Below are 21,563 nucleotides of genomic sequence, written 5' to 3' on the forward strand. Positions count from 1 at the left end.
CTGTGACATACCAATTCGCAATGAAGACCCGACTCCGTGGGAGTAGGGTGCGTATCTTTCCTCATGGAAGCCTTGGAGCAGAGTTCGCTTTCCGACTGCGACTAGGCACTGCGGAAGGCATCTCCCTTGGCTGCTCTATCGACGACTCGCTCGACGATTCGGTCGATTGCCCTGTCGGATCTCTTCCATCGCATCGCCAAACCGTCGGTATTCATACCGTGTTCGGCGATGATGTCGCGAAGTTGCTCGAGCTCGAGTTGACTCAGCCGGTCCCTTAGGCCCGTCTCACCGACTTGCGCGTAGACGTCGTAGGGATCCCATGGCCCTGGGGCGCGACGACGTCTCTTCGGTTTGGCTTTCACAGGCGCGGGTCTAGACGCGGGTGCCGCCGGTGTAACCGGGTGTGCTCCGGAAGCCATCTCCGTTGACCGGCCGAACTCATTGGTCAGCAGGTCATTCAATCGTGTTCTGAATTCGATGTTCTCGAGCGCCTCTTCGGCGATGACTGCCGCCAGGCCGGCGAGGATGTTGGAAAGCGCCCCGTCCGTAGCAGCCAATCGCTTGATCGCTTCTGCGACGTGAGCATGCGGTTCAGTAGCCTCGCCAAGTCTGCTCGGCGTCACAGCTGGGCCTCCGCTCGTTCGGTCAGTTCAACGCTCAGATCTTGCAGCTGACCGTAAAGGCTGCCCGGCTTCCACCGCTGTCGCAATGTATTGGTCGCCACGAATTCAGCCGCTTCCTCGACCGCGCTTCCGTACGGTATCTTCGCGCGAAATAGCTTCGGCACCTTGCCCGCTTCGACGTCTCGGTTCAGCGCACTGATTGTGTTCTCGTGAACTTTCGTGCCCAAGCGGTACATGTTGACGATCGTCCCAAGCGGTACGACCCGCTGCGCCAGACTGTCAGCGAAGCCTGAGACTCGGTTCATGATCTGCGGGATGCCGTACGTGCTGAGAATGTCCGGCTTCGTCGGGATCACATAGCCGTGTGACATCCGGATCCCGTTCAACGTAATGATTCCGAGGTTCGGCGGGCAGTCGATCAGGACGTAGTCGTATTCGGGAACCAGGCTCGCGGTTGCCTTGTGGAGCAGATCCACCGGCCGATCTGTGTGGTATCGACCGCCACGTGCGGCGGCTAGATCGTCTTGGACGTCGATCAGATCCAAACTGCTCGGCAGCAAATCGAGTGTGCGCACGGCCGTGATCGGCGACGCCTCCCGGTACAGCGTCTTCTCGAGATCGAACGTTGGCGCGTCGCCGTCCGGTCGGAGCGAGTCCTTGAAAAGCGGGGCCAAGGTGTGGCCTGCAAGGTTCGCGGACTTCCACGCTTGTTCCCCGATCAGCATCGTGGTCGAATTCGTCTGCGGATCCAGGTCAATCACCAAGACGCGTTGGTTGAACTCACCCGCGAGCACTTCCGCCATCGCGACGGTTGTCGTGGTCTTACCAACGCCACCCTTGAGATTGATGATGCTGATTACGTAGGTCACTTTGCTCCTCTACGACATCGTCGGCGCTGTGGCGCTGTCGCCGAGCGGCAGCAGCGGTGAAACTCGCGCCAGCGCAGCTCTGACGCACTCACGAAGCCCTTCAGCCCGAATCTGCTGGTCAGAAGACATTGCGCTCCTCGCCACTCACTGCATCTATCTGCGATGTCTGGTTCCCAACTTCAAGCTTAGGCACGGACGTCCCATTTATGGGAGACGGGTCCGGCACCGCGGAAGAGTTTGCAGGATTGATGTTGGCGACACGGACTACCCGCTCCGTCGGAACAGCTCTGCCGGGCGCCCTCTACCTCGGACCGTCGTGGAGCCCGTCGCCGCGAGATGCGGTTCCATCGTTCGCCAAAACGTGTCGCGCTGAAGGGCCTTTCCGGCGATGGCCTCGTGCACCAGCCGGAGGTTGCGGAGCGTGAATTCGTCACCAAGAAGGCCGGCGGAATCCGGCTTGTCGAGGTGTAATCGGCGCGGACGTGATCGACCGCCCGCTTGATGATGCCTTCATGACCCCAAGGCAAGCGCCCGGGACTGTCAACCGGGACGAGCCTGGTCACATCGGCTAGCCGCGCCTTCAGTTGTTCCAGACGCACCACGAGACGCTGCATCTGGTCCCGGTAATCGGCGAACGGGCGCCCATGACCGGGACCGTCCTCAATCTTATCCTCAGAGAACGCAATTGAGGGCCCGGCGGGGTTCACCACGATTGCGCCGTACCCGTCCGTGCGAACCATCTCCAGCACCTCGAGCGTGCTGCGCGCGAAGACAGCATCCGATGGGTTGAAAGCGATGACCTCCGGGCGCTGGTGAAAGCGACTAGGCGAATGAGCCGTCGGCCAAGACAGTCGAGCGAACCCTGACCTTTCCCGGGACGGTTCTCATCCGTGGCCAGCAGCAGCGGGCCCTCCGCCAGCAGCGCTTTCAGGACATCCCGCCTTACGAACTGATACAGGTCCGCCGAGATCGAGCCGACGTTCATCGCCGTCCGACGCTGGCGATATTGCAATCCGTCACAGCCGACGGGTCGTCTCAAGCAGTAGGAGGGGTAGCACCACCGTCAATCGCGGCGGAGTGCTGGCGCAGCCGCGCGGCGACCTGCCCGAGCCACACCTTGTAGGTGAATTCAGGTAGGGGGTAGTAATTAGCACCCATCGTGCGCGTCACAAGTCGTTCGGCGTCGGGTTCGGTGCACTCGCCAGCCAGGTCATCGATTTCTTGGGACAACGTGCGAAGCAACTCCGTAGAGGGTTGTTCGTCCTGAACGTAACTGTCGACAACCCCTTGCCAGTCAGCGGCCTCTAGAACCCAGTCCTCGTGGAAGTATGCCCCGAAAAAATGGCTTAAGGGACCTGATACCGAGTGCGCGCTCACGGATTGACCATTCCTGTTAGTACGTACCATCCGCCGGATCCATCGGATTTGAGGATCATCTTGACGCTTGACCCCGGTACCGGGGCGTCGGATCCTCGCGCTAAAACCGATCCGCCTTCAAACGGTGCAACCAACTCGAGTTTTCCCTTCGCTCCGTTGGCAATCCAATCATCGAACACGTTCTTGTTGTGGTTGAGTGCGGTTCCAAGTGCAGCAGCGGCTTCATCGACCGACCCGAACGTCGATACTTGTCCGAGTCGAGGGTATTCATCCAGTCGAGCGGAGAGGTCATCAAAGGTCCGCCCGACGTGACGCTCGATGAGATGTCCACCGTTGGTTTCACTGGTCTGTAAGAGCGAACTAGCATCCTCGAAGTCGAAAGAGCCCGTAGAACCTGCGTCGACACCGTCGCCACCGCGCGGGCTAGGTCCCTCTGTCGTCTGGTCAACGTGTGGAGTCGACGGCGCATCGGGAACGTGATGTGCTCCCGAACCAGCTGCATCGAGACCGTCGTCCAGGTGGCGGGTGGCGTTGAAGCCATCAACAGCGTGTTCGACGCCCTCGGTTACGAACTTGCCGCCAGGGATGGGTGCCGCCCCGGCGACATCGAGCACCGCTCCAAGGCGATCCTCGGCGGAGTGTTCGCTCCAGTTGGTGAACACGTCGATGTCGTGGGCAACATCGGGGATGAGTCCGAGACTGCCTTCGCTCAAGGCGCGGCTACCTTCGGCGAATGCCGACGGTTCTTGCGGAAAGGCCTGAACATCAGCGTTCTCGGGCAGGTCAGGAATCGGCACTGCCCCGCGACCGACCTCACCTGCCGCTGCATTGAGATCCTTCAGAATCTCGGTCTGACTGGTCACGTCAATGCGCGCATCGATCAACGCCTGACCCAGAGCTTCGAGCCGGTCGCGGCTAGGACCAGCTCCGGGCCCCGCGACCGTGGCCTGGGCTAGAGCGTCATCGAGTGCGTCTTGGGCGGACGCGACGTTCTGGTGCGCGGCATCCACCCTGACCTGCTGCTGGCCGACTACCGACAGATCAGCACCGACGATGGGAGCTTCCAACGGATGACGGGTGTAGCGCCTGTCCTCGCCCTTGCCGTTACCAGCATGCTGGCTGAGGATGCGTTCCAACGCCGCGGGCGGCGCAGCACCGGGTTGCCCGGCGAGCTCCGACAATCCCTCATCCAGGTTCGAGGGTGGTTTGTCTGTGGTCTTGCCCTCCCCCAACAGCGCGTCCAACGACGACCGAGCTGCATCACTGGCGGCAGTTCCAGGAGGCACCAGCATGTCGCGCCACGTGCCCGCAGACTCCTGCGGCGGCGAGCCAGGTTCCACCCGCTCAGACGATTCTGTCGGCGAACCCTTCTCCCCTGTCTTGTTGTCCACGAGGCGCACCGTGGAGTCAATCCGTTGTCCGTCGATATCGCCCTCGAACTGAACGCCCTCCAGTTCAACGGCTTTCGCTTTAAGCTGCTGCCCGACCAGAGCATCAGCGGTAACGAGCTGCTCTGCGCGCCAACGAATGAACTCGGCATGCTCGGTGGCGGCGGTCGCGCGGGCTGCCGCAGTATCCATGTCATATGCACGGTTGTCAGTCACCGAGAGGTCATCACCGACGCTGAAGTCGTCCTGCTCGGCTTCAGCGATGGCTTCAAGCACCTGCGTGCACGCGGCTCGGATGTCCTCGCCGCCGCGCCGCGCGACACCGGCCGCTTCACGATGCACATCGCCCTGCAGACGCGCTACCGCCGCATCAGCGGTCACTCGGTCCAGCGCCGCGTCCTTGGCGTCACCTTCCCAGGTCGTGCCGCCAGGGGTCAGGATGTTCTGCCTGTGCTGCTCGATCGCAGACTCCAATAGTTGCGCTGATGCCTGCCAGCGAACTGCAGCAGAATCCAGATCCGAGCAATCCCACTCCTCGATGTCGGAGCGGCTCGGTACCGCCGTTGGCGTAGCGGCAGGGTTCACACGGTCACCGCGATGGTGTCCGCATTGCCTCCGTCCGTGGCGTCATAGCGTCCAGCTGCTGCACCTACATCACTTCCCTGACCAGCAATGCGATGAGATAGACGAGTGCGAACCGCAGCACTCACCGCATCGAATGCAGCAACTCCAGCACCGCTAGGACGAGCGCTCACCGAAACATCATCACTATCAGCGAGCACACCAGCGGCTACAGCGGCACTGTGAGCGGCAGCCGACAACAACCCGCCCGCGTGCACACTTAGGTCTTTCGCCATGCCACCCCCTTAACGATCCCAGGCTATCGCAGCTGTTGGTGCCGCCTCTTCGCCAATATTCAGGCACGACCGTTGACGGTTGGCTTTGGTTAGGGAGCTTGGCGGCGGTTGTCGACGACGGCCGAGAATTGACCCCTCTTCGGCGGGTGGATTCCGAGGTGGATGCGTCCGGTTCTCGCAACACACAGACGCAATTCGTCCAGCCACGGTTCAGTCCGGCAGGTTCAAGCCCGAATTGCCCAGGGGGAATTACCTGTGATGTCGGTTAAGTTCAGCCTGTGAGTAACACCGGCCGATATGCCGATGGCGGCTCGTTCGACCTACCATCGGACTGGATTCCCCTTGTTGACATCTAACGCGCTGTCCGCGATGTGGGATCTCCAGCATCACCTCCGAAGCCTCTTGGCAAGCGACACACGCCAATCCAATTACTGGGTGTTCGCTGCGAAGCTTTGCGCGCGAAAGAGGCCCAAGCTCTTTCCCGTTCGCGACAGCGTCGTGTGCCGGTACCTCTCGGGGGGAAAGGAACTCGCCGGTTCAGTCAGCCAGGTGCAGCAAGGCCGCCTTGGATGGTTCAGCGCTGACATCCAAGTGTTTGCCTATCTAGCCTCAAACGAGGAACTCCTTCGTGCGCTTAATTCACTCGCGAACAGAGCGCAAGCGAGAGATATACGCGTTGATGATGAAGTCCTTCGCCTCCTCGACGTACTGCTGTGGACGCGCGGCCGAAAAGCCTGACTAGGACGCTCACGTCCCGTCACGTTCACCTCTACGACTTGCATGGCCTCACGTGCTCGAGCGATGCGAGATTGAAGGATGCACTCGAGATGACGTACAACACGTGATACTTCGGCATCCATTCAGCAATACCACCAACGTAAAAGGCCGAACGCAGGCGATGGGGATTGTGGTGCCAGAGCGTCAGTTCGAGGTCGTCGCCTTCGATGTCGACTTGTCCATCATCATTGACCGCAACAACTTTCACGCGGATGACCGGTTGACCATCCTCAAATGATTTCTTCCCGTGGATCCAGTGCATCCCGTGGCCGGGCAGATAGGACCTGCAAGTGCGATCGAACATGGCTGTACTTCCGAACGTCGGGCCTTCCGCGTGGGAGGCGCTCTTGCCGACACCGGTCGGTGCTGGCCACTTCGTCATCCGAGCCACCCACGAGCGTGGGGTTGGCGTGCCGTCCAGTCGGAGCTTGGCGACGACATCTCATGAAGCAAGGCCAGTTTACGTCGACGGTCGGACAGAGGGGCCGCAGTGCGTATCCATCACGATCGCTCCAACGAGACGCTATGTGCCCACGCAGCTACGCGCCCCGTCGTCGTCGGAACAGCTCTGCCGGGCGCCCTCGGCCGCGGATCGTCGTAGAACCCGTCGCATCGAGATGCGGTTCCATCGTTCGCCGAAACGTATCGCGCTGAAGCGCCTTTCCGGCGATGGCCTCGTGCACTAGTCGGAGGTCGCGGAGCGTGAATTCGTCACCGAGGAGGCCGGCGGGGTCCGGCTTGTCGATGTAGTCGACGCGGACGTGCTCGACCGCCCGCTTGATGATGCCCTCATGGCCCCACGGCAAGCGCCCGGGACTGTCGACCGGAACCAGCCTGGTTCTGTCGGCAAACCGCGTCTCCAGTTGGTCCATGCGCACCACGTCGACGTGCGCGACGGACAGCACCCATCCCCGTTCGTCGCGATGCGGATCGTCGAAGACGTGCAATTGGCGTGGATGCAGTCCCCGCACGTTGGCTTTCGCGCGCAAGGAGCGGTTCACGGCGTCGGCGAGCGTTTCCCCTTCGTACAAGAAGGTTCTGGGCAGCGCCCACCCGGTGGACGACAGCCTGCGCACTTCCAGCACAACCAGCGTTCGGTGAGCGTCCACCGTGAGCACCGCAGTGTCCACTGCGACGGACGGTCGCGGATAGTCGGCGAGGGTCCGCCCGCTGGAATCTCGGTAGCGTCGCTGGCTCATGTCGGTCCCCTAGCGTACAGTGAGAACTAATTAGCGGAGAATCGCTCAAATTAGTTCAAGGGAGGGAGCCCGGAGATGACTTCTTACAACGATCGGGTGGAAGGTGTGCTGCTGGCGACCGCGGCCGGGGATGCGCTCGGTGCGCCGTACGAGTTCAGGCCGCCACGTGGGCCAGATCTCGAGGTAGCAATGGTCGGCGGTGGCCCGTGGGCGGCCGGCGAGTGGACCGACGATACGTCGATGGCCATCGCGATCGCGGAAGTCGCCGCGACGGGCGCCGACCTGCGCGACGCAGACGCCCAGGATCTCATCGTGCGGCGGTGGCACGAGTGGTCCCTAACCGCCAAGGACGTGGGTATCCAGACCCGTTCTGTGTTGTCGGCGGCGGCGCGCGACGGCGCCATCACCGCGGCGCGCGCCCGTGGCCTGTCGGCCAACCTTCATGAGCGCACCGGCCGCACCGCCGGCAACGGATCGCTGATGCGCACGGCGCCGTTGGCCCTCGCCTACCTCGACGACGAGGACGCGTTGGTCGAGGCGGCACGTGCGATCAGCAACCTCACACACTTCGACCCGGATGCGGCCGACGCGTGCGTGCTGTGGTGCTGCGCTATCCGGCATGCCGTGCGCACTGGAGAGCTCGATGTGCGAATCGGTCTGCGTCACATCGATTCTGACCATCGCGATCTGTGGTCGAAGCGACTGGATGAGGCCGAGGCCGCTCCCCCGGCGTCTTTCCCCAACAACGGCTGGGTGGTGACGGCCCTACAGGCGGCGGTGTCGGCGATCGCCACCACGCCGGTACCCGCTGACGATCCGGTAGCCGGGACGTTCCGCGCCGACCATCTTCGGCTTTCGTTGGACGCCGCCGTGCGGGCCGGCTACGACACCGATACGGTCGCGGCGATCGCGGGAGGATTACTGGGTGCCGTCTACGGGGCATCGGCGGTGCCTGGCGAGTGGCGTCGCCTGCTGCACGGGTGGCCGGGTCTGACCGCTCATGATCTGGTGGGGCTCGCAACGGCGATCGAGCGCAACGGAAAGCCGGACGGATTCGACTTTTCGTATCCGGGTTCGCCGATCGACACGTTCGCCCGCCACCCGTATGACGACGGTGTCTTGCTCGGCGGCGTCGGCGTCCTTCGACAGCTGCCGGAGGAGGTGGGCGCGGTCGTATCGCTCTGCCGGTTGGCGGACGAGGACATGCGCGGTGACATACCGCATGTCGAAGTGCGGCTGATCGATCGGCCCGAGGTTGACGAGAACCCGCATCTGGATTTCGTGCTCATGGACACCGTTCGTCTGGTGGAGCAGTTTCGACGAGAGGGCCACACGGTCTTGCTCCACTGCGTCGGGGCGTACAGCCGCACGCCGACGGTCGGGGCGCTATACGGGGCACGCCTGCGCGGTGTCGACGTCGACGAGGCACTGCGCGACATCAAGACGGTTCTGCCGGACTCATATCCAAACCGGTTGTTCCGGGACGCACTGCGACGCTTACAGTCTCGCGACCTCGAATCGCAAGGAGATAGTCATGTCGCGAGATAACGCGTCGCCGAGCGACCAACCATTCGTGTGGCACGGCGTCCTCGCCCCTGGACTGCTGCACGATCACATCGTCGCCGGGTCACACCGTTTCGCCGATGCCGCCAAGGCCGGCGACTGGTCAGCCGTGTTGAACATGCTCGACGACCCGGCGTTGCCGATCGACATCAATTGGTGGAGACCGGGAGGCACCGCGTGGTTCACGGTGCTTCATCAGACGGCCTGGCACGGCGCACCGGCCAATGTGGTCGCTGCGCTGGTCCGACGTGGTGCGCTACTGACGCTGACGGAGTCGAGGGGACGAACCGCTCATGACGTGCTGATGGACCGCGCGCGCAAGACCCACTGGGGCAAGGGTGTCGGCATTGCCGAGGAGTCGTACACCCTGCTTGCACAGGAGCTGGTACCACCACCATCGCCGCTCTCGTCGAACGAAATCCATTCGCTCGAAGGCCATCTCGCTGAGGTGATCGACGGACGCATCCGCGGCGTGTTGTTCGACGGACGCAATCCGCGTGAGGTCCTGAGGTATCCGCCAGTTGGGATACTGCACGAAGTGCCGGATCAGCACGTCTGGTTTCCGGTGCCGGGTATGTACGGCGGCTTCGATATCCGACTGCAGGAAAACTTCCTCGATGTAAAGAGTTTGTGCCGCGTGGTCAGCGGGTCAGGCCAAGAGCATGTGATCACCACGGCTGGAGCAATTCTCGTAGCGGAAGGATTCGTATGATGACGTCACCGACACCGGGTAAGGCGACCTACCGAGACGACTTGGGCGTGCGGGTGCCACATGGCGGGAAGAAGGTCTACGAAGGCGACGCACCGATCGACCCAGCGAGCGGCAATTACCACCTCCTCGAGATCTGGGCCGGCGAGTCTCCTGAGGGCTTCACGATCTATGTATCCGACGATGGGCGCGGCTGGGTTGACGATCTCAGCAAACTCTTCTGGATCGAGGAGACTGAGCTCATGAAATTGAGGGTCGCTCTCAGAGCGACAGCTGACGACGATCTCGCGGAAGTCTTCGCAAAGCGCATCGCGGACAAGGCAATCAAGGTTCCCGGCCGCAGCGACCATTACATGGACATCGTCGACTTTCCGTCGGACTGGCTCGAGACGAACGGGATCAATTATTCCTGGGCTCAGGAGATCTCGGAGGCATAGTTGCATCGTCACCATTTATAGGCACACGCGGTGCAGGTCCAGTTGTCGGGTGTCACACAGCAACCGCGCATGTCCAGCCAGGGCGGATTGTCGAGTCTGGCGGGCATGCCGAACAGCGCGCGCTGGGTGCGTCCCGCTCCGCAGTTAGGACACTTCGGGTGCTGTGAGAAGCGAAAGTCGAGCAGGGTGGCGTGGCCGTCTTCGTCCATGCGCGTGACGCAACGCGGACACAGGACGCCAGGCCAATCGGTCGGAAGTTCGGGTAGCAACCAACTTTTCGGATTGAAGGGGCCTTCGACGTAGCTGGCCCACCCCTTCTTGTCCTGGATCAGCACCTCCGACGGATCACGCAGGGGCGCATCGACGGTACGGATATGCGCATGGTCGCGGGCGTCCCACCACGTCAGATCGATGCCCGAGTCGCAACCAGTACAGCGGCCCTCGGAATGCAACAGGATGCGTGCCGCGACCACACTCGAGTGCCCGAACCGCATCGACTGATCGTTCCGCCACTCTGTCTCCCTCAGCGCGAGTTCGAGCCGAATCGCGGCGTCGCCGCGAAGCATCCATACGTTGCGCGGATCCTGATCGTGGGGAAAGTTGACGACCGCGGTCAATGTGGTGAGATCCAGCAGTGTGGGACCGGGATAGGGCCATTCGATCACGGCACGATCCGAACGACCATCGATGCCGATGCGTCCGAGTGTGGTCATGATCGACGGCGGATCCGTGTTGAGCACGACCGCTACCGGGTCGCCCTCGCGCATCTCGCCGAAGCCATACCGCCAGGGCCGGTAGGGACAGCGGGACTCCATGAGAGCGATCGCCGCGTCCTTCCAATCGGTCCCCTCGACGATGTGCAGGCGTTCGGTCGTTGTTTGCTCCATCTATCCATTATGCCAGCAGAGTATGACAATTCATCATCTTCTGAGTTTGCTGTGCTCCCGAATGGGCGCACCGGCCGCACATGGCCCCCCCACCGTTCAGACCAGACGGTGTCGTGCCTGCTCGTCTGATACCCGTCGAATGGCCCGGGTGAGCGCGTTCTTGTCACGCCGTGCAGTGATGCTGAGGCGCTGCACCTGGTCCCGGTAGTCGGCGAACGAATAGACGCGGGCGGACAACAGCGTGAGCGCCTCTTTGCGGAGCTTCTTGTCCTCGGCGATCGTCAGCTTCATGTCCGCGTGGTCGCGAAGGCGGCTCTTCTGAAGCGAGTCGGTGGCGCGGCGGTCTTCGGCGATCTGCCGTGCACTGTCGCCGACTTCGGTCAGTTCGTCCCATAGGTCGATCATCGTGAGGTCGATTTGCGGCGACCCCCAATTCGGATCCTGCTCGATTTCCGATGCGATCTTGGCGGCGCAGTAGGCGAGAGTGCCTTCGTCGTGGGTGATCATCTCGTTGAGAGTCGCGGTGTTTTCCGAATCCATCGGATCGGCGTACAGCCGGGCTTCGGCCGCCTCGCATAGCGCCTTCTGCGCCCGGAAGTCGCTGATGGCCGGTTGCGTCACCACGACCATGCCCATCACAACAACGACTGCACAGACCAGGACCACGATGCCGACGATGGTCAGCACCGGCAGGTGTGTGGCGACGCCGGTCAGCGTCAGCCCGACACCCAAGGCGGCAGTGGGCCAGCCGACCATGAGGGTCCGTTCGCGAACGTGGAAGTCGTCTGGGGGCACGAGGTCGTCGGGGTGGGTCAGCAACTCGTCGCCGCGGTAGCGGGCCGCGATGAACGCCAGGTACATCCGGTCAGCCGCGGTCTTCGGCGCCACGTTGGTCAATCGCTCCCAGCGTGAAGGCATGTTGGAGCGGGCGAAGACGTCTTTCGCCGAAATCTCGCGGCTCGCCGCCGGCTCAGGCTCGCTCATGCTCATTTCCCTCCGTCGCCAATCTAGCGGCGGTGCCCGACAGCACTGGGGCCGACTTGTTTGGGCGTTCTGAGATGTCGGTACCGACGGCTACGGTGCGGCGGTGAACTCTGAAGATGCCGTCGAACCTGTTGACGCGTTGCTCCAAGAGTTGTTGGCCGCCATCGCTGAGCGCACCACCGACATCGAGACGCGAAACGCGATTATCGACCTCATCCTGACTAATCCACCGTTCAGAGAGTAGCCCGCGGAGTCTCGCGAGCGGCTCATGGAAACCTGTAGGTACGTGCAGGGACTTGCCCGCGAGATGAGGCAGAATCGTAGAGACCGGTGAGTGTCGATGTCGACTAGCCAGGTGGCAGATTCAGTCGGTGCGCAAGATCAGGTCCACCGACGTCGCGGATAAAGTCCGGGTCGCCGCAGACGACGAGTTGGTCTCGGGCCCTGGATAACCCGACGTAGAGCCGCTCTCGGGAACGCTCGAACTGGCTCGTCTCGTTGACGACCACCACGACAGCGCGACGCTCCAGTCCTTTGAACCCGAGGACGTGACCGTAGAACACCTGCTCGGCGTCCCAAAAGCTGTCCCAATACGCCTTGTGACCGTCCTTCTGACGTTCGGTCTGCTCAGGATGGCGGCTGCCGGTCGTCAGCAGCGCAACATCTTCCGGGCGCCAACCCTCCTCGAGTAGCAGTTCGACTTCGTCGTCGCCGACGCCCAACGCGTCTTCACGGGCACAAGCCACGAACTTCACCGCCGGACCCTCACCGCCGAGAAAGCGCATGGGATGGTTGACGAGCGGCTGGAACGCATTGGCGATCTGGCGGGTGTTGCGCACATTGTGATCGAGCAGCAGCGGTACCAACGGCACCGGCGGCGACCCGTGTCGGTCGAACACCCGCTGGCCTTCGTCGGTGAACACGTAGATGCCGCCTTCATCGGGATCTTTCAGCGCGATCAGCAGCGGCTCCCACCAGGAGTCGGCGAAGTCCTGGGCCTCGTCGACCACAATCGAGTCGAATCGGTGGCCGTGCTCGAGTTCCATTGCGAGTTCGGCCATTTGGAGCGGAAGATCGTGTTCCCAGAACTGCGCCGTCTCGGCGGTGGCGATGGATTCGTCCGGACCTTCAGGTGCTCCCCACTGCTTGCCGAGGTCGTGGAACTCACCGACATAACCGGGCTGCTGACGGCGCGACCAGGTGGCGGTGATGCGCTCCAGATACGACGCCAGACCGTGCGAGTAGCACACCAGTGCGACGCGCTGACCCTTCGCCGAGAGTCGACGCGCCTGCTCCATAGCCAGGAAGGTCTTGCCGCTGCCCGCTCCCCCACGGACTTCGACACGGTTGAGCAGCTTGATGGCGTCGAGGACGACGGCCTGATGTTCGGTGAGCGCGTCGGCGGCATCTTCGTTGGCCAGCGCACGCGCGACAACGCTGCGCTGCGGTAATCCCCTGCCGCTCAATGCCGTTGCTAGCTGGTCGATGCCCTGTTGTGACAGCAAGGGACGGTCGAGTTCCTGTCGAACGAGGACGTACTTCAGCTTGTCGACGAGCGTCGCGAGGTCGTTGCGGTCGATGACCTTCCATCGCGGGCACTCCGGAAGCGCAAAATCGGCGGCAATCTCGGAGTTCGGTAGGACGATGACGTGGTCCCAGCGCAGTCGGCCCTGTGTCCACTGTGGGTCTTTCTCGATGTACTCACGAAGCGCGTAGCAGGCTTCGCGGGACTGGAGGACCGGTTTGATCTTGTGCTCGTGGCCGCGGTTGCCCTGCCACCAGGTATTCCCGTCGTGCCAGACTTCGCCACCCTTCACCTCGAGGCAGATGATGCCGGCGCCTTCGATGGCGACGACGAAGTCGACCTCGTGGTCCTTCAAGTGATCGGTCACCCGTTGGCCGGCAACGATCAGGTCGTTGGGTTGAAGCTGATCAGTCAGCGTTCGGTAGACCTTGCGCTCCGCGCGGTTGGCAAGACGCGGCGTTTCGTCGGGCGTGATCGTCATCGATGCGCCTCAACCTCCCCTGTGAGTGGAGTCGATGGTAGCGACGGCCATTGATTCCGTCGGTCAGTACGGTGGGATTCATGAAGCATCTGGAGGTCGAGGGGCTGGGGCAGGTCAGCAGGATCGGACTGGGCACGTGGCAGTTCGGATCGCGCGAGTGGGGCTACGGCGACAGCTACGCATCGGGTGCGGCCCGCGACATCGTTGCGCGAGCCCGCGCGCTGGGCGTCAATCTGTTCGACACCGCCGAGATCTACGGCACGGGCAAGAGCGAGCGCATCCTGGGCGAGGCGCTCGGCGATGAACGCGGCGACGTCGTGGTGGCGAGCAAGATCTTCCCGATCGCGCCGTTCCCCGCGATCGTGAAGCAGCGCGCGGCGGCGAGCGCGAAAAGGCTGCAGCTGGAACGTATCCCGCTTTACCAGATCCATCAGGCCAATCCGGTAGTGCCCGATTCGGTGATCATGCCCGGAATGCGCGAGCTGCTCGACAGCGGACGCATCGGCGCGGCCGGTGTGTCCAATTACTCGCTGCAGCGGTGGCTCAAGGCCGATGCGGCGTTGGGCCGGCCGGTGATCAGCAACCAGGTCCACTTCTCGTTGGCGCACGCGCAACCGCTCGACGACCTCGTGCCGTTCGCCGAGCGGGAGAACCGGATGGTGATGGCCTACAGTCCGCTCGCGCAGGGGCTGCTGGGCGGCAAATACGGCGTCGACAACCGCCCCGGCGGGGTACGTGCGTTCAACCCGCTGTTCGGCACCGAGAACCTCAAGCGGGTCGAGCCGCTCCTGAACACGGCGCGCGACGTGGCCGCCGAGGTCGGCGCGAAACCGGCTCAGGTCGCGCTGGCGTGGCTGATCAGCCTGCCCGGCGTGGTCGCCATTCCCGGAGCGTCCAGTGTCGAGCAGCTCGAGTTCAACGTCGAGGCCGCCGATATCGAGCTGAAGCCGGAGGCGATCGACGCGCTGACCTCTGAAGCTCGGGCGTTCCGACCCGTGTCGGCCGTGCGGAGCCTCGGTGACACGATTCGCGAGAAGCTGACGCACCGCTGACCTGAACTTATCGACCGGGTGGCCGGTGCACCTAGGTCCGCGAGCGGGCTCGACGCACGAATGCGTCGGCTTCGCCTGCCGAATCTCCGATCGCATTTCTTGTCAGTACCCCTGTTTACAGTCACGTCAAAGCGCGAATCTAGGGGGGATCATGCGCGGACGTGGGGTTATTGCGGGCGTGCTCGCGGTATTCGGAGCAGTGGCGTTGTCGGCGCCGGCGCGTGCCGACCAGTACGACTTCATCGCGCGGCTGGACAACCAGGGCGTGTTCTACGAGTCGATGATCGACATGATCGGCATCGGCAAGGAGCTCTGTCACGAGCTGCGTTTCGGCGTGGATCCGTCGCTGGTGATGGGCAAGCTGCAGAGGACGGGATTCGCCCCGACGGAGTCGGCGATCGTTCTCGTGGCGGCGGTGGATCACATGTGTCCAGACACCAAACAGGTATTGGTGGCCTGGGCACGCGACAACGGTTATACGGGCCCGGTGTGATGTCAGAGCCGTTCACGCCCAGTCGTATTCACGTCGTTATCGGCACGCCGTGGAACGACGCTGTCATCAGTCGCCTGGAACCGAGTTCGCCGTTTCGGCCGTGGCCGGAGGTACCGGACGCACGTCCTGGCGATGGCATCGTCTTGATCATCGACAGCGACCCGCGCTTGGTCCTCCCGGACGTGATGCTCCTGGACTCCATTGGCGCCGTGTCACGCGCGATTGCCTCGAGCAGTGCATGGTTCAGCACCGGGGTGCCCGTAGCGCAGGTGGGTTGCGGGCTCGATGCGCTGGACGAGCGATCCACGCTGTTCGAAGGCCCCGAGGCGGCCGCTTTGTTCGCCGCGCTCGACCGTTTGGGGTTCGATCGCGACGACGACTTACTGTTCGGCGAGACGTCGATGGCGCGGGCGGCTGTCGTGCTGGAGTCACGTGGCAGATGCGCCAGATGCGACAAGGCGTTGGACCTGCACGGTCCCGACGCGCGCGCGAATGTCGGGATCTGGACGGTCGACGAGTTGAGATACGAGGCACCGACGGCGGATCCGGAGAGTATCGAAGTCGACGACGAATTCGACAGCCGGTGGCCACCGTCATTGCCGGTCGACTGGCCCGCGGCGCTCTGCATCGCGTGTCAAGCTGCGATTCGCCACGGTGATTTCGAGACGTTTCTCGACTATCGCTTCTCGCGCCATCCAGCATGTCCGCGCTGTGGTGAAAAGCGTTCGCAACGTGCTCTTTTCGGAATGCTGCCTTTCGATGTCCGGATCGAGCCTTGGCGGGAAGCGCGAGGATGCTGTGTCACAGCCGACAACTGGACGTGCGCTAGGTGCGGCTACCGATGGTGACCTCGGTTCCGCGGAAGGAACAAGTGTCGACGTGGTCGCGGAAGCGCCATCGCGGTGCCGGTCGCAATACCGAGGGGCGGGCGTGATGGCGCAGCGTCGGTCAGACTCGGGAGGAGCCGGGGCAGCCGTGTTCGGCGTGCTGCTGCTTATCGGACTGGTGATCACCTATTACTGGTTCTTCATCGCAGCTGGCGCGGCCGTCGGACTCTTCTTCGCCGTCCGCGCACTCGTCCGGCGCGAGCAGGAAAGACGCCTTGCTGCCGAACGCGAGGCCGAGGAAATCGCGTACCGGGCCGAGCGCCAACATCGGTGGGCGCAACGCGGCGACGATCGTGGTGTCTACGGAGTCGCGGGGGCGGAGCTGATGCACTCGATCTCACCGAAATGGCCGTTACAGCCGTCGGACGCGTCAGCAGACGAACACGAGATCGCGGCGATCGCCTACACGGCAGGAGAATTGCAGCAACTGATCGAGCAGAAGCCAGCCGCGTGGAGGTGGGCGGCCTTTGCGTCGGTCTTGGTTCAGCGGCACGCAGCGGTGTTGCCTCGGCTCCGAGATTTCGATCTGCGCTACGTCATGCCCGGCGGCGAGCGGGCCTACAGCGGGCCAGACGTCGCGAGCTTCGTCACGGACTCGATGCACGAGTTGAGTCGGCTCGTCGAGCAACTTGAGGGGTTAATGACTGCGCCGGCGTTCGTGGGGGTGTTCGGAGGCCATAACGAGGACGCCGCGGACGCCGATGGAATCCAGCACGCGGCCAACCGGCTGATGGACCTTCACGAGCGCTTCCTCGCACTGGCTGAGCGATGTCGCGATGTCGAGGCGCCTTCCAGGTACGACGGTCTGGTTCGAGACACCACGAGGCTGATGGGTATTCCTCTCGAGGGGTTCCGCGTCTTCATCGACGACTACGTTGAACTCGTCGATGCGCTACCCGAGTTAGTTGGGGATGGGGGCGGAGTCGTGCACGAAGCGGTCACGCTCGACATAGATCTCGACGATGGGATCGTCAACCGGATCAGCAAGCAGGTGCGGACGGCCGCAAGGGCGTAAGCGACCCGAAGGTCGTCATACCACTGGCTGTGCGGAGATACTAACGGGCTGCATCAACGAAGAAAGCTAGTTACGCCCTACTTCTGACAAGGGGCATGCAGGTCAACGCGCGCCGCCGCCAACTTGCTGTGTACCGCGTTGTACGAACTATCGGAACGTTCCTCCGTCAGCATCGGAGAACCGTTCATGAACTACGCCTAGGACTGTTCGCGCAAGCGCAAGCCATGTTTCCGGCTCGTACATTGCATCGTCATCCTTTGCGGCAGTCGGCGCCCCGCCCCGAACGTACGCCCATCCGTCAGTCTCGAGATCTGGCCACGTGTACGCGACGAGCAAGTCGTTCCCATTTCTCCAGGAGGCCCATCCCTCCGACGGCGCACTGGACATAGGGCTTAAGCCGGGCTGTCGTTCTGAGATGTCCTGCCACCACGTCATGGTGTGACCTCCGTCCCAAGTAGCGCGGAAGTCGAACAAAGTCGGCCCGCCTCCATCGGAATCGTAGTTCTCAAACGTGAAAGCGATATCACCCGAATCGATCTCATCAGGGAGGCCTTCTATCTCCGACATATTGCTGCTCTCCTTTAATGTGACAGAAGTGTTGGGCGACAATCATTTTCGTTCGTGCAGACGCCTGCCGGCCCTCATTGCTGCTGCAGCTCTCGGACCGCGCCTACCAAGCTCCGGATCTCATGGATGGATGGCTGCAACTCATACGCATGGTGGTGCACCGCCCGGCTCAGACCGTGCCACACTCGCCGGGTTCTCTCGCCGACGTAACCACCTCGAACAGCGCCTAGTGCAACAATTTTCGACCTCGCAGTTGGATGGCCGAGCGCCGATGACAACCAAGGTGCGCTCTGTTCGTCGAGCCACTCCTCCAGGACCGTCCGAGTCAGCAACGCGGCGATTCGAGGCCCGCGCGCACCGAGGCCGAACTCACCGTCGAGCAGCCGATCGGCGTAATCGAGAAGCTTGCCGCCGCCGGTCATGGCGCGAGCGACCCGAGGTCTTTGACGGCAAGGCGGACTTGCTTGACAGCCTCCAAGTAGTCCTGCACTCCGGTGTGTAGGCCTTTGCCAGCCACTGCCATCGCGGCACGACGCGCACTGCCACCGCTAAGCCACTTCTCGATCGCCGCGTCATCCGCGGGGTTGACAGCCAGACCGACTCGCAGCCTCACCGTGGTTGCCTTTTCCCAGGCGTCTTCGAGTTCGACTCGCTTGTGACCGGTCGACAACAGACGTGATGAGTACACATCCCAAGCCGTCGCCTCCAGTGCTTCACGACTCAACACCGGGATGGCCTTCTTCTTAATGTCTTCAGGAACGGCTTTATCGGCCGCGATCGCATAGGCGTCCTCTAGCAGTCGATCAGCTGGGCGGGTCGACTCCGTCACGGTGACAACGGAGTTCGCGCCCCGGCTCAGCTCGACGATGCGCGCCGGCGCTCTTGACATGCGGATGGCCGACGGGAGCCGATCGTCGTGAGTGAACACGATGACTTGACGGGTTTCGGCGAGGTCAACGAGCACTTCGAGAAAGCCGTCGATCTTCGACGGGTCCATCGCCTGAATCGGGTCGTCGAGGACGAGAAAACGGAACGGACTCGCCGCCGACGTCGCGCGGGGGATGAAGATCGCCAGCGACAGCGCCTGCAATTCACCTTGACTCATCACTCCGAACGCATCGGCGTCAGAGCCGTCAACATCTGCTTTCAAAATGACTCGACGCGTGGTCTTTTGGCCCTCAAGGCGGATTTCGCCAAGGTCCACGTTGCTCTCTTGCCGAAGCGCAGCCCAGATGCGTTTGGCCTGATCCGCCAGCGGCGCTATCCGTTCATTGCGGAGAACTCCCGCGTTCTTTTGAATCCACTTCAACGCCTCATCCGCGACCGAGAGTTTCGGTTCAGCTTCGGCGACCCTCTCAGCTTTGCGGACCCAGTCAGCCAGTTCCAACGCGATCGGCGCCCACGCGTCAGCGCGCGACTGGATCAGCTTCACGGCCTCCGCACGGAGACTCGAGTAGGCCTCGCGGACGGATCCCAGCGCCTTTGTGACGTGATCCGCAAGTGCGATATGTCCGTCGGCGGGAAGCTTGACGAGGGCGTCGTAGGCCGCGCGTGCGGCGGCCAGCGATGTCAAATCCGGGTCCGTAACAGGCGGCGTCGGAACGTCACGCACGGCCGCGATCACTGCGGAGCGAGCCTGTTCGGTGGCCGCCCGGGCGGCTTTGAGAGCCTGGGCGGCTTCTTGGTCCTGTTCGAGCGCGGCACGAGCGGCGACGGCCCACGTCTCGTTCAGCGTTCCGTGGCCGCACACGGGGCACTTCTGGTCGCCGTGGTGGTCGTGAAAATCGAGGCCCAGCTCCAAGAGTTGAGCGCGATCGGCGGCAAGCGCATCGGAACGATCGGCTTCTTGGCGCTCGCTTTCCGCGGCGGAACGCAGGGCGGCGCACTTGAGCGCGATGTCTTCAGGGTCGGCAGTGCTCAGCCGCTCCGCACGCTGCCAGGCCTCCGGGACGGCTGCGGCGGTACCGTCGGTGATTAACGGCCGAACAATATCGAGGTTCGGCTTGTTCTTCCGGACCTGAGCCAAAGCGGTTGCGGCGCGGGGGTCTTCGTGCGACTCGAGTATCGGCTTGAGCGCATCCCGCACTTTGCGTAGCTCGGTGCCTGGCTGACGCAGTTGCTTCACTTCGGCCTCGAGCCGGGCGAGCGCATCGCTCAACCGCTCCAAACCGAGCAGCTTGTACAGCTGGTCATAGAAGGCGCTGGGAGTGCCTTCGAGGATGCCGCTCAGCTCGTCATAGCTCATCAAAGGCCGGTACATCTCGAGTGAGGGTTCCCAGCCGAGCGCCGGGATGTCTTCGCGCTTCTCCCCCGCGCGCTGGACCCACCGCTTGGCGTCGTCGACGGGGATATCACCGGATGGCCAGTCGACGCCGATCTCCGTCGCGCCTGAGCCTTCCTCAGCGAGACCGATGCGGATCTCTGACTTGTCGCCGGCATGGAGATTGCGCCAGTCTTGCGACCAGATCGCGGGCTTGTTTTTCCACCGCGAGTTGGTGCCGGTGAGAGCGAGTTCAAGGCCCTCGGCGAGAGTTGACTTACCAGATCCGTTGCGGCCGGCAATGACCGTCAACCCAGGACCGGGCTTGAGCGGTAGCGTCACTTTCGGGCCGATTCCGCGGAAGCCCGCCACGCTGATTGACGTCAGGTAAGCGCCCGCGGGCTCCGGCGTCGCCTCGATGGGCGCGGTCAGTGTGTCGACGAGCGTCGCTTTGGTGGTGCCGGCACCGAGGACCTCGGTCAGGTCTTCCTCGGATTCCATCGCGGCCAACACGACGAGGCGCGCGTCATCGCTGAGACTCGCGTCTTCGTCGGCAAGTGCGAGGACGTAATTCTTCAGCCGCTCGTCCCCGAGGACAGACTCCACCGACGTCATGCAGGCGCCTCGCCTGGATCGACCCCATCGAGCCATAGCCGCATGTCAAAGCCTCCCCGCTCCATGCGTTTCCCTCGTGCGACGTCAACGATGGTATCGAGGTGGCACCATGATCGGCGGCGATCGCGGCGAGAACCTCGAGCACATCGGCCGCTTCTGCGAGCACCCTATCCGACCTTTGCTCGGCCGCGAGCTCTGCAACCTCTTCGCGCAGCTTTTCGATGAGCGCCTCGCGATAGGACTGTGAACTCAACGTCTTCACGTGCGGGCGACGGCCAGAGGCGCGGATGAGATCGGGAATCTGGTCCCGAACGAGTTTGCCCACCGGTCCCCCTGGTCTCGCAATAATGTCCGAGTGCAGTTGTACCGCGATGGACTGACACGGGTGACTTGCCGTGTTGGATGACACTGTGGACCCGCTACTGCTCGGTCAGCGGGTCATAGCCATCCTCGAAACCGGCTTACGGACCGCGACGTACAAGCTGGCGACGTTGATGGCGCTCCTCGAACACTGCATCGAGAACCTTCCGGACCGGCCTGACGAGATGTTGAAGGTACCTTTGCCCGAACTGGCTCACCGAGTGCTCGACGTCTACTGGCAGCAGGTGCGGCCGTTCGATGGACATGAGCTTCGACAGTCGACGCAGCCGCGTGCCCGGATCTTGATCGCAGCGAATGCGTTGCGTGCCGCTTCTGGTCGTTTGGCAGGTTCCGTGTATGTTGCACGACTGCGCGCACCCGGCGACTACGAGAAGGCGATTAACGAGGTTGTTCTATGCCTGGCGCAGCAGCCGTTGCACCGGCTACAGAGGCTGCCCGGCTCCTCGACCAGTGATCCCTTCCTGTACGACGACTCATTCCTGCATGACCACATAACGCGGTCGACGCTGCGTGAGCACGACGACGCGATCGAGTTGAAGCCTGGGGTCGCTCACGGCCTAGCTGTACTGCCCAGGCAGGTTGGTTGAGAAAGTGTGACGACTCGCTGTAGCGGTCGT

General features: G+C 62.9%; 23 protein-coding genes, 1 pseudogene and 1 riboswitch. Of the genes and pseudogenes, 12 read left to right on the top strand and 12 right to left on the bottom strand.

Annotated features, from left to right (window positions below; genetic code table 11):
- Positions 1-101: 101 nt before the first annotated feature.
- The 5 genes from M1248_RS27420 to M1248_RS27435 all read right to left on the bottom strand — a co-directional run bounded on the left by M1248_RS27420 (position 102) and on the right by M1248_RS27435 (position 4,260).
- A complete protein-coding gene (locus M1248_RS27420) occupies positions 102-557 on the bottom strand; it encodes a hypothetical protein (protein WP_317150313.1) in 456 nt (151 codons plus the stop codon).
- A 62-nt stretch (positions 558-619) separates the two neighbouring features.
- A complete protein-coding gene (locus tag M1248_RS27425) occupies positions 620-1,492 on the bottom strand; it encodes a ParA family protein (RefSeq protein WP_317150314.1) in 873 nt (290 codons plus the stop codon).
- A gap of 264 nt (positions 1,493-1,756) precedes the next feature.
- On the bottom strand, positions 1,757-1,894 hold the full coding sequence (locus M1248_RS33445; protein WP_410506736.1) for a hypothetical protein: 138 nt from the start codon (positions 1,892-1,894) through the stop codon (positions 1,757-1,759).
- A gap of 633 nt (positions 1,895-2,527) precedes the next feature.
- Positions 2,528-2,869, bottom strand: coding sequence for a contact-dependent growth inhibition system immunity protein (locus tag M1248_RS27430; protein ID WP_317150315.1), 342 nt, complete (start codon positions 2,867-2,869; stop codon positions 2,528-2,530).
- Positions 2,866-4,260: an RNase A-like domain-containing protein gene (locus tag M1248_RS27435; RefSeq protein WP_317150316.1), complete on the bottom strand. Its 1,395-nt coding sequence runs from the start codon at positions 4,258-4,260 to the stop codon at positions 2,866-2,868. The genes M1248_RS27430 and M1248_RS27435 overlap by 4 nt, the downstream gene beginning before the upstream one ends.
- 24 nt (positions 4,261-4,284) lie before the next feature.
- Between M1248_RS27435 and M1248_RS27440 the strand changes: the two genes are divergently transcribed.
- Together M1248_RS27440 and M1248_RS33450 are read left to right on the top strand one after the other, a co-directional pair.
- Entirely contained in the window at positions 4,285-4,734 is a 450-nt protein-coding gene (locus tag M1248_RS27440; RefSeq protein ID WP_317150317.1) for a hypothetical protein, read from the top strand.
- A 749-nt stretch (positions 4,735-5,483) separates the two neighbouring features.
- Positions 5,484-5,852, top strand: coding sequence for a DUF6308 family protein (locus M1248_RS33450; RefSeq protein ID WP_410506740.1), 369 nt, complete (start codon positions 5,484-5,486; stop codon positions 5,850-5,852).
- A gap of 31 nt (positions 5,853-5,883) precedes the next feature.
- On the opposite strand, the gene M1248_RS27445 is transcribed toward M1248_RS33450, so the two are convergent.
- Both M1248_RS27445 and M1248_RS27450 read right to left on the bottom strand, forming a co-directional pair.
- Complete coding sequence (locus M1248_RS27445; RefSeq protein WP_317150318.1) at positions 5,884-6,273, bottom strand: hypothetical protein; 390 nt, start codon at positions 6,271-6,273, stop codon at positions 5,884-5,886.
- A riboswitch (SAM riboswitch) is annotated at positions 6,230-6,341 on the bottom strand. (Overlaps the previous gene by 44 nt.)
- Positions 6,342-6,430: 89 nt before the next feature.
- Positions 6,431-7,090 carry an NUDIX hydrolase gene (locus tag M1248_RS27450; RefSeq protein WP_317150319.1) on the bottom strand — a complete coding sequence of 220 codons (660 nt, stop codon included), beginning with the start codon at positions 7,088-7,090 and terminating at the stop codon, positions 6,431-6,433.
- A gap of 75 nt (positions 7,091-7,165) precedes the next feature.
- On the opposite strand from M1248_RS27450, the gene M1248_RS27455 reads away from it, so the two are divergent.
- Genes M1248_RS27455 through M1248_RS27465 form a run of 3 tightly spaced genes read left to right on the top strand, consistent with a single transcriptional unit; the run spans position 7,166 to position 9,799 of the window.
- The gene (locus M1248_RS27455) at positions 7,166-8,638 is read left to right on the top strand and encodes an ADP-ribosylglycohydrolase family protein (protein ID WP_317150320.1); all 1,473 of its coding nucleotides are present in this window, start codon (positions 7,166-7,168) and stop codon (positions 8,636-8,638) included.
- Entirely contained in the window at positions 8,625-9,365 is a 741-nt protein-coding gene (locus M1248_RS27460; RefSeq protein WP_317150321.1) for an ankyrin repeat domain-containing protein, read from the top strand. Before M1248_RS27455 ends, M1248_RS27460 begins: the two co-directional genes overlap by 14 nt.
- Positions 9,365-9,799 carry a hypothetical protein gene (locus M1248_RS27465; protein WP_317150322.1) on the top strand — a complete coding sequence of 145 codons (435 nt, stop codon included), beginning with the start codon at positions 9,365-9,367 and terminating at the stop codon, positions 9,797-9,799. The genes M1248_RS27460 and M1248_RS27465 overlap by 1 nt, the downstream gene beginning before the upstream one ends.
- Positions 9,800-9,807: 8 nt before the next feature.
- Here M1248_RS27465 and M1248_RS27470 read toward each other — a convergent pair whose 3' ends face one another.
- The gene (locus M1248_RS27470; RefSeq protein WP_317150323.1) at positions 9,808-10,686 is read right to left on the bottom strand and encodes a hypothetical protein; all 879 of its coding nucleotides are present in this window, start codon (positions 10,684-10,686) and stop codon (positions 9,808-9,810) included.
- A 96-nt stretch (positions 10,687-10,782) separates the two neighbouring features.
- Positions 10,783-11,670: a hypothetical protein gene (locus tag M1248_RS27475; protein ID WP_317150324.1), complete on the bottom strand. Its 888-nt coding sequence runs from the start codon at positions 11,668-11,670 to the stop codon at positions 10,783-10,785.
- Between the two features lie 103 nt (positions 11,671-11,773).
- Between M1248_RS27475 and M1248_RS27480 the strand changes: the two genes are divergently transcribed.
- The gene (locus M1248_RS27480; RefSeq protein WP_317150325.1) at positions 11,774-11,914 is read left to right on the top strand and encodes a hypothetical protein; all 141 of its coding nucleotides are present in this window, start codon (positions 11,774-11,776) and stop codon (positions 11,912-11,914) included.
- A 103-nt stretch (positions 11,915-12,017) separates the two neighbouring features.
- Here the strand turns inward: M1248_RS27480 and M1248_RS27485 are convergent, their stop codons facing one another.
- Positions 12,018-13,676, bottom strand: coding sequence for a nuclease-related domain-containing DEAD/DEAH box helicase (locus M1248_RS27485; protein ID WP_317150326.1), 1,659 nt, complete (start codon positions 13,674-13,676; stop codon positions 12,018-12,020).
- 80 nt (positions 13,677-13,756) lie between these two features.
- Here M1248_RS27485 and M1248_RS27490 point away from each other — a divergent pair, with 80 nt between their 5' ends.
- The 4 genes from M1248_RS27490 to M1248_RS27505 all read left to right on the top strand — a co-directional run bounded on the left by M1248_RS27490 (position 13,757) and on the right by M1248_RS27505 (position 17,123).
- The gene (locus M1248_RS27490; RefSeq protein WP_317150327.1) at positions 13,757-14,728 is read left to right on the top strand and encodes an aldo/keto reductase; all 972 of its coding nucleotides are present in this window, start codon (positions 13,757-13,759) and stop codon (positions 14,726-14,728) included.
- Between the two features lie 151 nt (positions 14,729-14,879).
- On the top strand, positions 14,880-15,221 hold the full coding sequence (locus M1248_RS27495; protein ID WP_317150328.1) for a DUF732 domain-containing protein: 342 nt from the start codon (positions 14,880-14,882) through the stop codon (positions 15,219-15,221).
- Positions 15,221-16,069 (top strand): hypothetical protein, encoded by an 849-nt coding sequence (locus tag M1248_RS27500; RefSeq protein WP_317150329.1) that lies wholly within the window; start codon positions 15,221-15,223, stop codon positions 16,067-16,069. Before M1248_RS27495 ends, M1248_RS27500 begins: the two co-directional genes overlap by 1 nt.
- A gap of 85 nt (positions 16,070-16,154) precedes the next feature.
- The gene (locus M1248_RS27505; protein ID WP_317150330.1) at positions 16,155-17,123 is read left to right on the top strand and encodes a hypothetical protein; all 969 of its coding nucleotides are present in this window, start codon (positions 16,155-16,157) and stop codon (positions 17,121-17,123) included.
- A gap of 641 nt (positions 17,124-17,764) precedes the next feature.
- Here the strand turns inward: M1248_RS27505 and M1248_RS27510 are convergent.
- Both M1248_RS27510 and M1248_RS27515 read right to left on the bottom strand, forming a co-directional pair.
- Entirely contained in the window at positions 17,765-18,112 is a 348-nt protein-coding gene (locus tag M1248_RS27510) for a hypothetical protein (protein WP_317150331.1), read from the bottom strand.
- A complete protein-coding gene (locus M1248_RS27515) occupies positions 18,109-20,565 on the bottom strand; it encodes an AAA family ATPase (RefSeq protein WP_317150332.1) in 2,457 nt (818 codons plus the stop codon). The genes M1248_RS27510 and M1248_RS27515 overlap by 4 nt, the downstream gene beginning before the upstream one ends.
- Positions 20,566-20,674: 109 nt before the next feature.
- Here M1248_RS27515 and M1248_RS27520 point away from each other — a divergent pair, with 109 nt between their 5' ends.
- Both M1248_RS27520 and M1248_RS27525 read left to right on the top strand, forming a co-directional pair.
- The gene (locus M1248_RS27520; protein ID WP_317150333.1) at positions 20,675-20,812 is read left to right on the top strand and encodes a hypothetical protein; all 138 of its coding nucleotides are present in this window, start codon (positions 20,675-20,677) and stop codon (positions 20,810-20,812) included.
- A gap of 148 nt (positions 20,813-20,960) precedes the next feature.
- Positions 20,961-21,515 (top strand): annotated as a pseudogene (locus M1248_RS27525) (HNH endonuclease); the annotation flags it as partial.
- Between the last annotated feature and the right edge of the window lie 48 nt (positions 21,516-21,563).

Source organism: Mycobacterium sp. 29Ha (assembly GCF_032883055.1).
GTDB classification, from domain to species: Bacteria; Actinomycetota; Actinomycetes; order Mycobacteriales; family Mycobacteriaceae; genus Mycobacterium; species Mycobacterium gallinarum.

What these genes read in the sequence shown, in the direction of transcription:
- M1248_RS33450 (WP_410506740.1), top strand. Translation starts at nt 5,484, where the DNA reads ATGTGGGATCTCCAGCATCACCTCCGAAGCCTCTTGGCAAGCGACACA.
- M1248_RS27445 (WP_317150318.1), bottom strand. Translation starts at nt 6,273, where the DNA reads ATGACGAAGTGGCCAGCACCGACCGGTGTCGGCAAGAGCGCCTCCCAC.
- M1248_RS27450 (WP_317150319.1), bottom strand. Translation starts at nt 7,090, where the DNA reads ATGAGCCAGCGACGCTACCGAGATTCCAGCGGGCGGACCCTCGCCGAC.
- M1248_RS27455 (WP_317150320.1), top strand. Translation starts at nt 7,166, where the DNA reads ATGACTTCTTACAACGATCGGGTGGAAGGTGTGCTGCTGGCGACCGCG.
- M1248_RS27460 (WP_317150321.1), top strand. Translation starts at nt 8,625, where the DNA reads ATGTCGCGAGATAACGCGTCGCCGAGCGACCAACCATTCGTGTGGCAC.
- M1248_RS27465 (WP_317150322.1), top strand. Translation starts at nt 9,365, where the DNA reads ATGACGTCACCGACACCGGGTAAGGCGACCTACCGAGACGACTTGGGC.
- M1248_RS27470 (WP_317150323.1), bottom strand. Translation starts at nt 10,686, where the DNA reads ATGGAGCAAACAACGACCGAACGCCTGCACATCGTCGAGGGGACCGAT.
- M1248_RS27475 (WP_317150324.1), bottom strand. Translation starts at nt 11,670, where the DNA reads ATGAGCGAGCCTGAGCCGGCGGCGAGCCGCGAGATTTCGGCGAAAGAC.
- M1248_RS27485 (WP_317150326.1), bottom strand. Translation starts at nt 13,676, where the DNA reads ATGACGATCACGCCCGACGAAACGCCGCGTCTTGCCAACCGCGCGGAG.
- M1248_RS27490 (WP_317150327.1), top strand. Translation starts at nt 13,757, where the DNA reads ATGAAGCATCTGGAGGTCGAGGGGCTGGGGCAGGTCAGCAGGATCGGA.
- M1248_RS27495 (WP_317150328.1), top strand. Translation starts at nt 14,880, where the DNA reads ATGCGCGGACGTGGGGTTATTGCGGGCGTGCTCGCGGTATTCGGAGCA.
- M1248_RS27500 (WP_317150329.1), top strand. Translation starts at nt 15,221, where the DNA reads ATGTCAGAGCCGTTCACGCCCAGTCGTATTCACGTCGTTATCGGCACG.
- M1248_RS27505 (WP_317150330.1), top strand. Translation starts at nt 16,155, where the DNA reads ATGGCGCAGCGTCGGTCAGACTCGGGAGGAGCCGGGGCAGCCGTGTTC.
- M1248_RS27510 (WP_317150331.1), bottom strand. Translation starts at nt 18,112, where the DNA reads ATGACCGGCGGCGGCAAGCTTCTCGATTACGCCGATCGGCTGCTCGAC.
- M1248_RS27515 (WP_317150332.1), bottom strand. Translation starts at nt 20,565, where the DNA reads ATGACGTCGGTGGAGTCTGTCCTCGGGGACGAGCGGCTGAAGAATTAC.
- M1248_RS27520 (WP_317150333.1), top strand. Translation starts at nt 20,675, where the DNA reads ATGATCGGCGGCGATCGCGGCGAGAACCTCGAGCACATCGGCCGCTTC.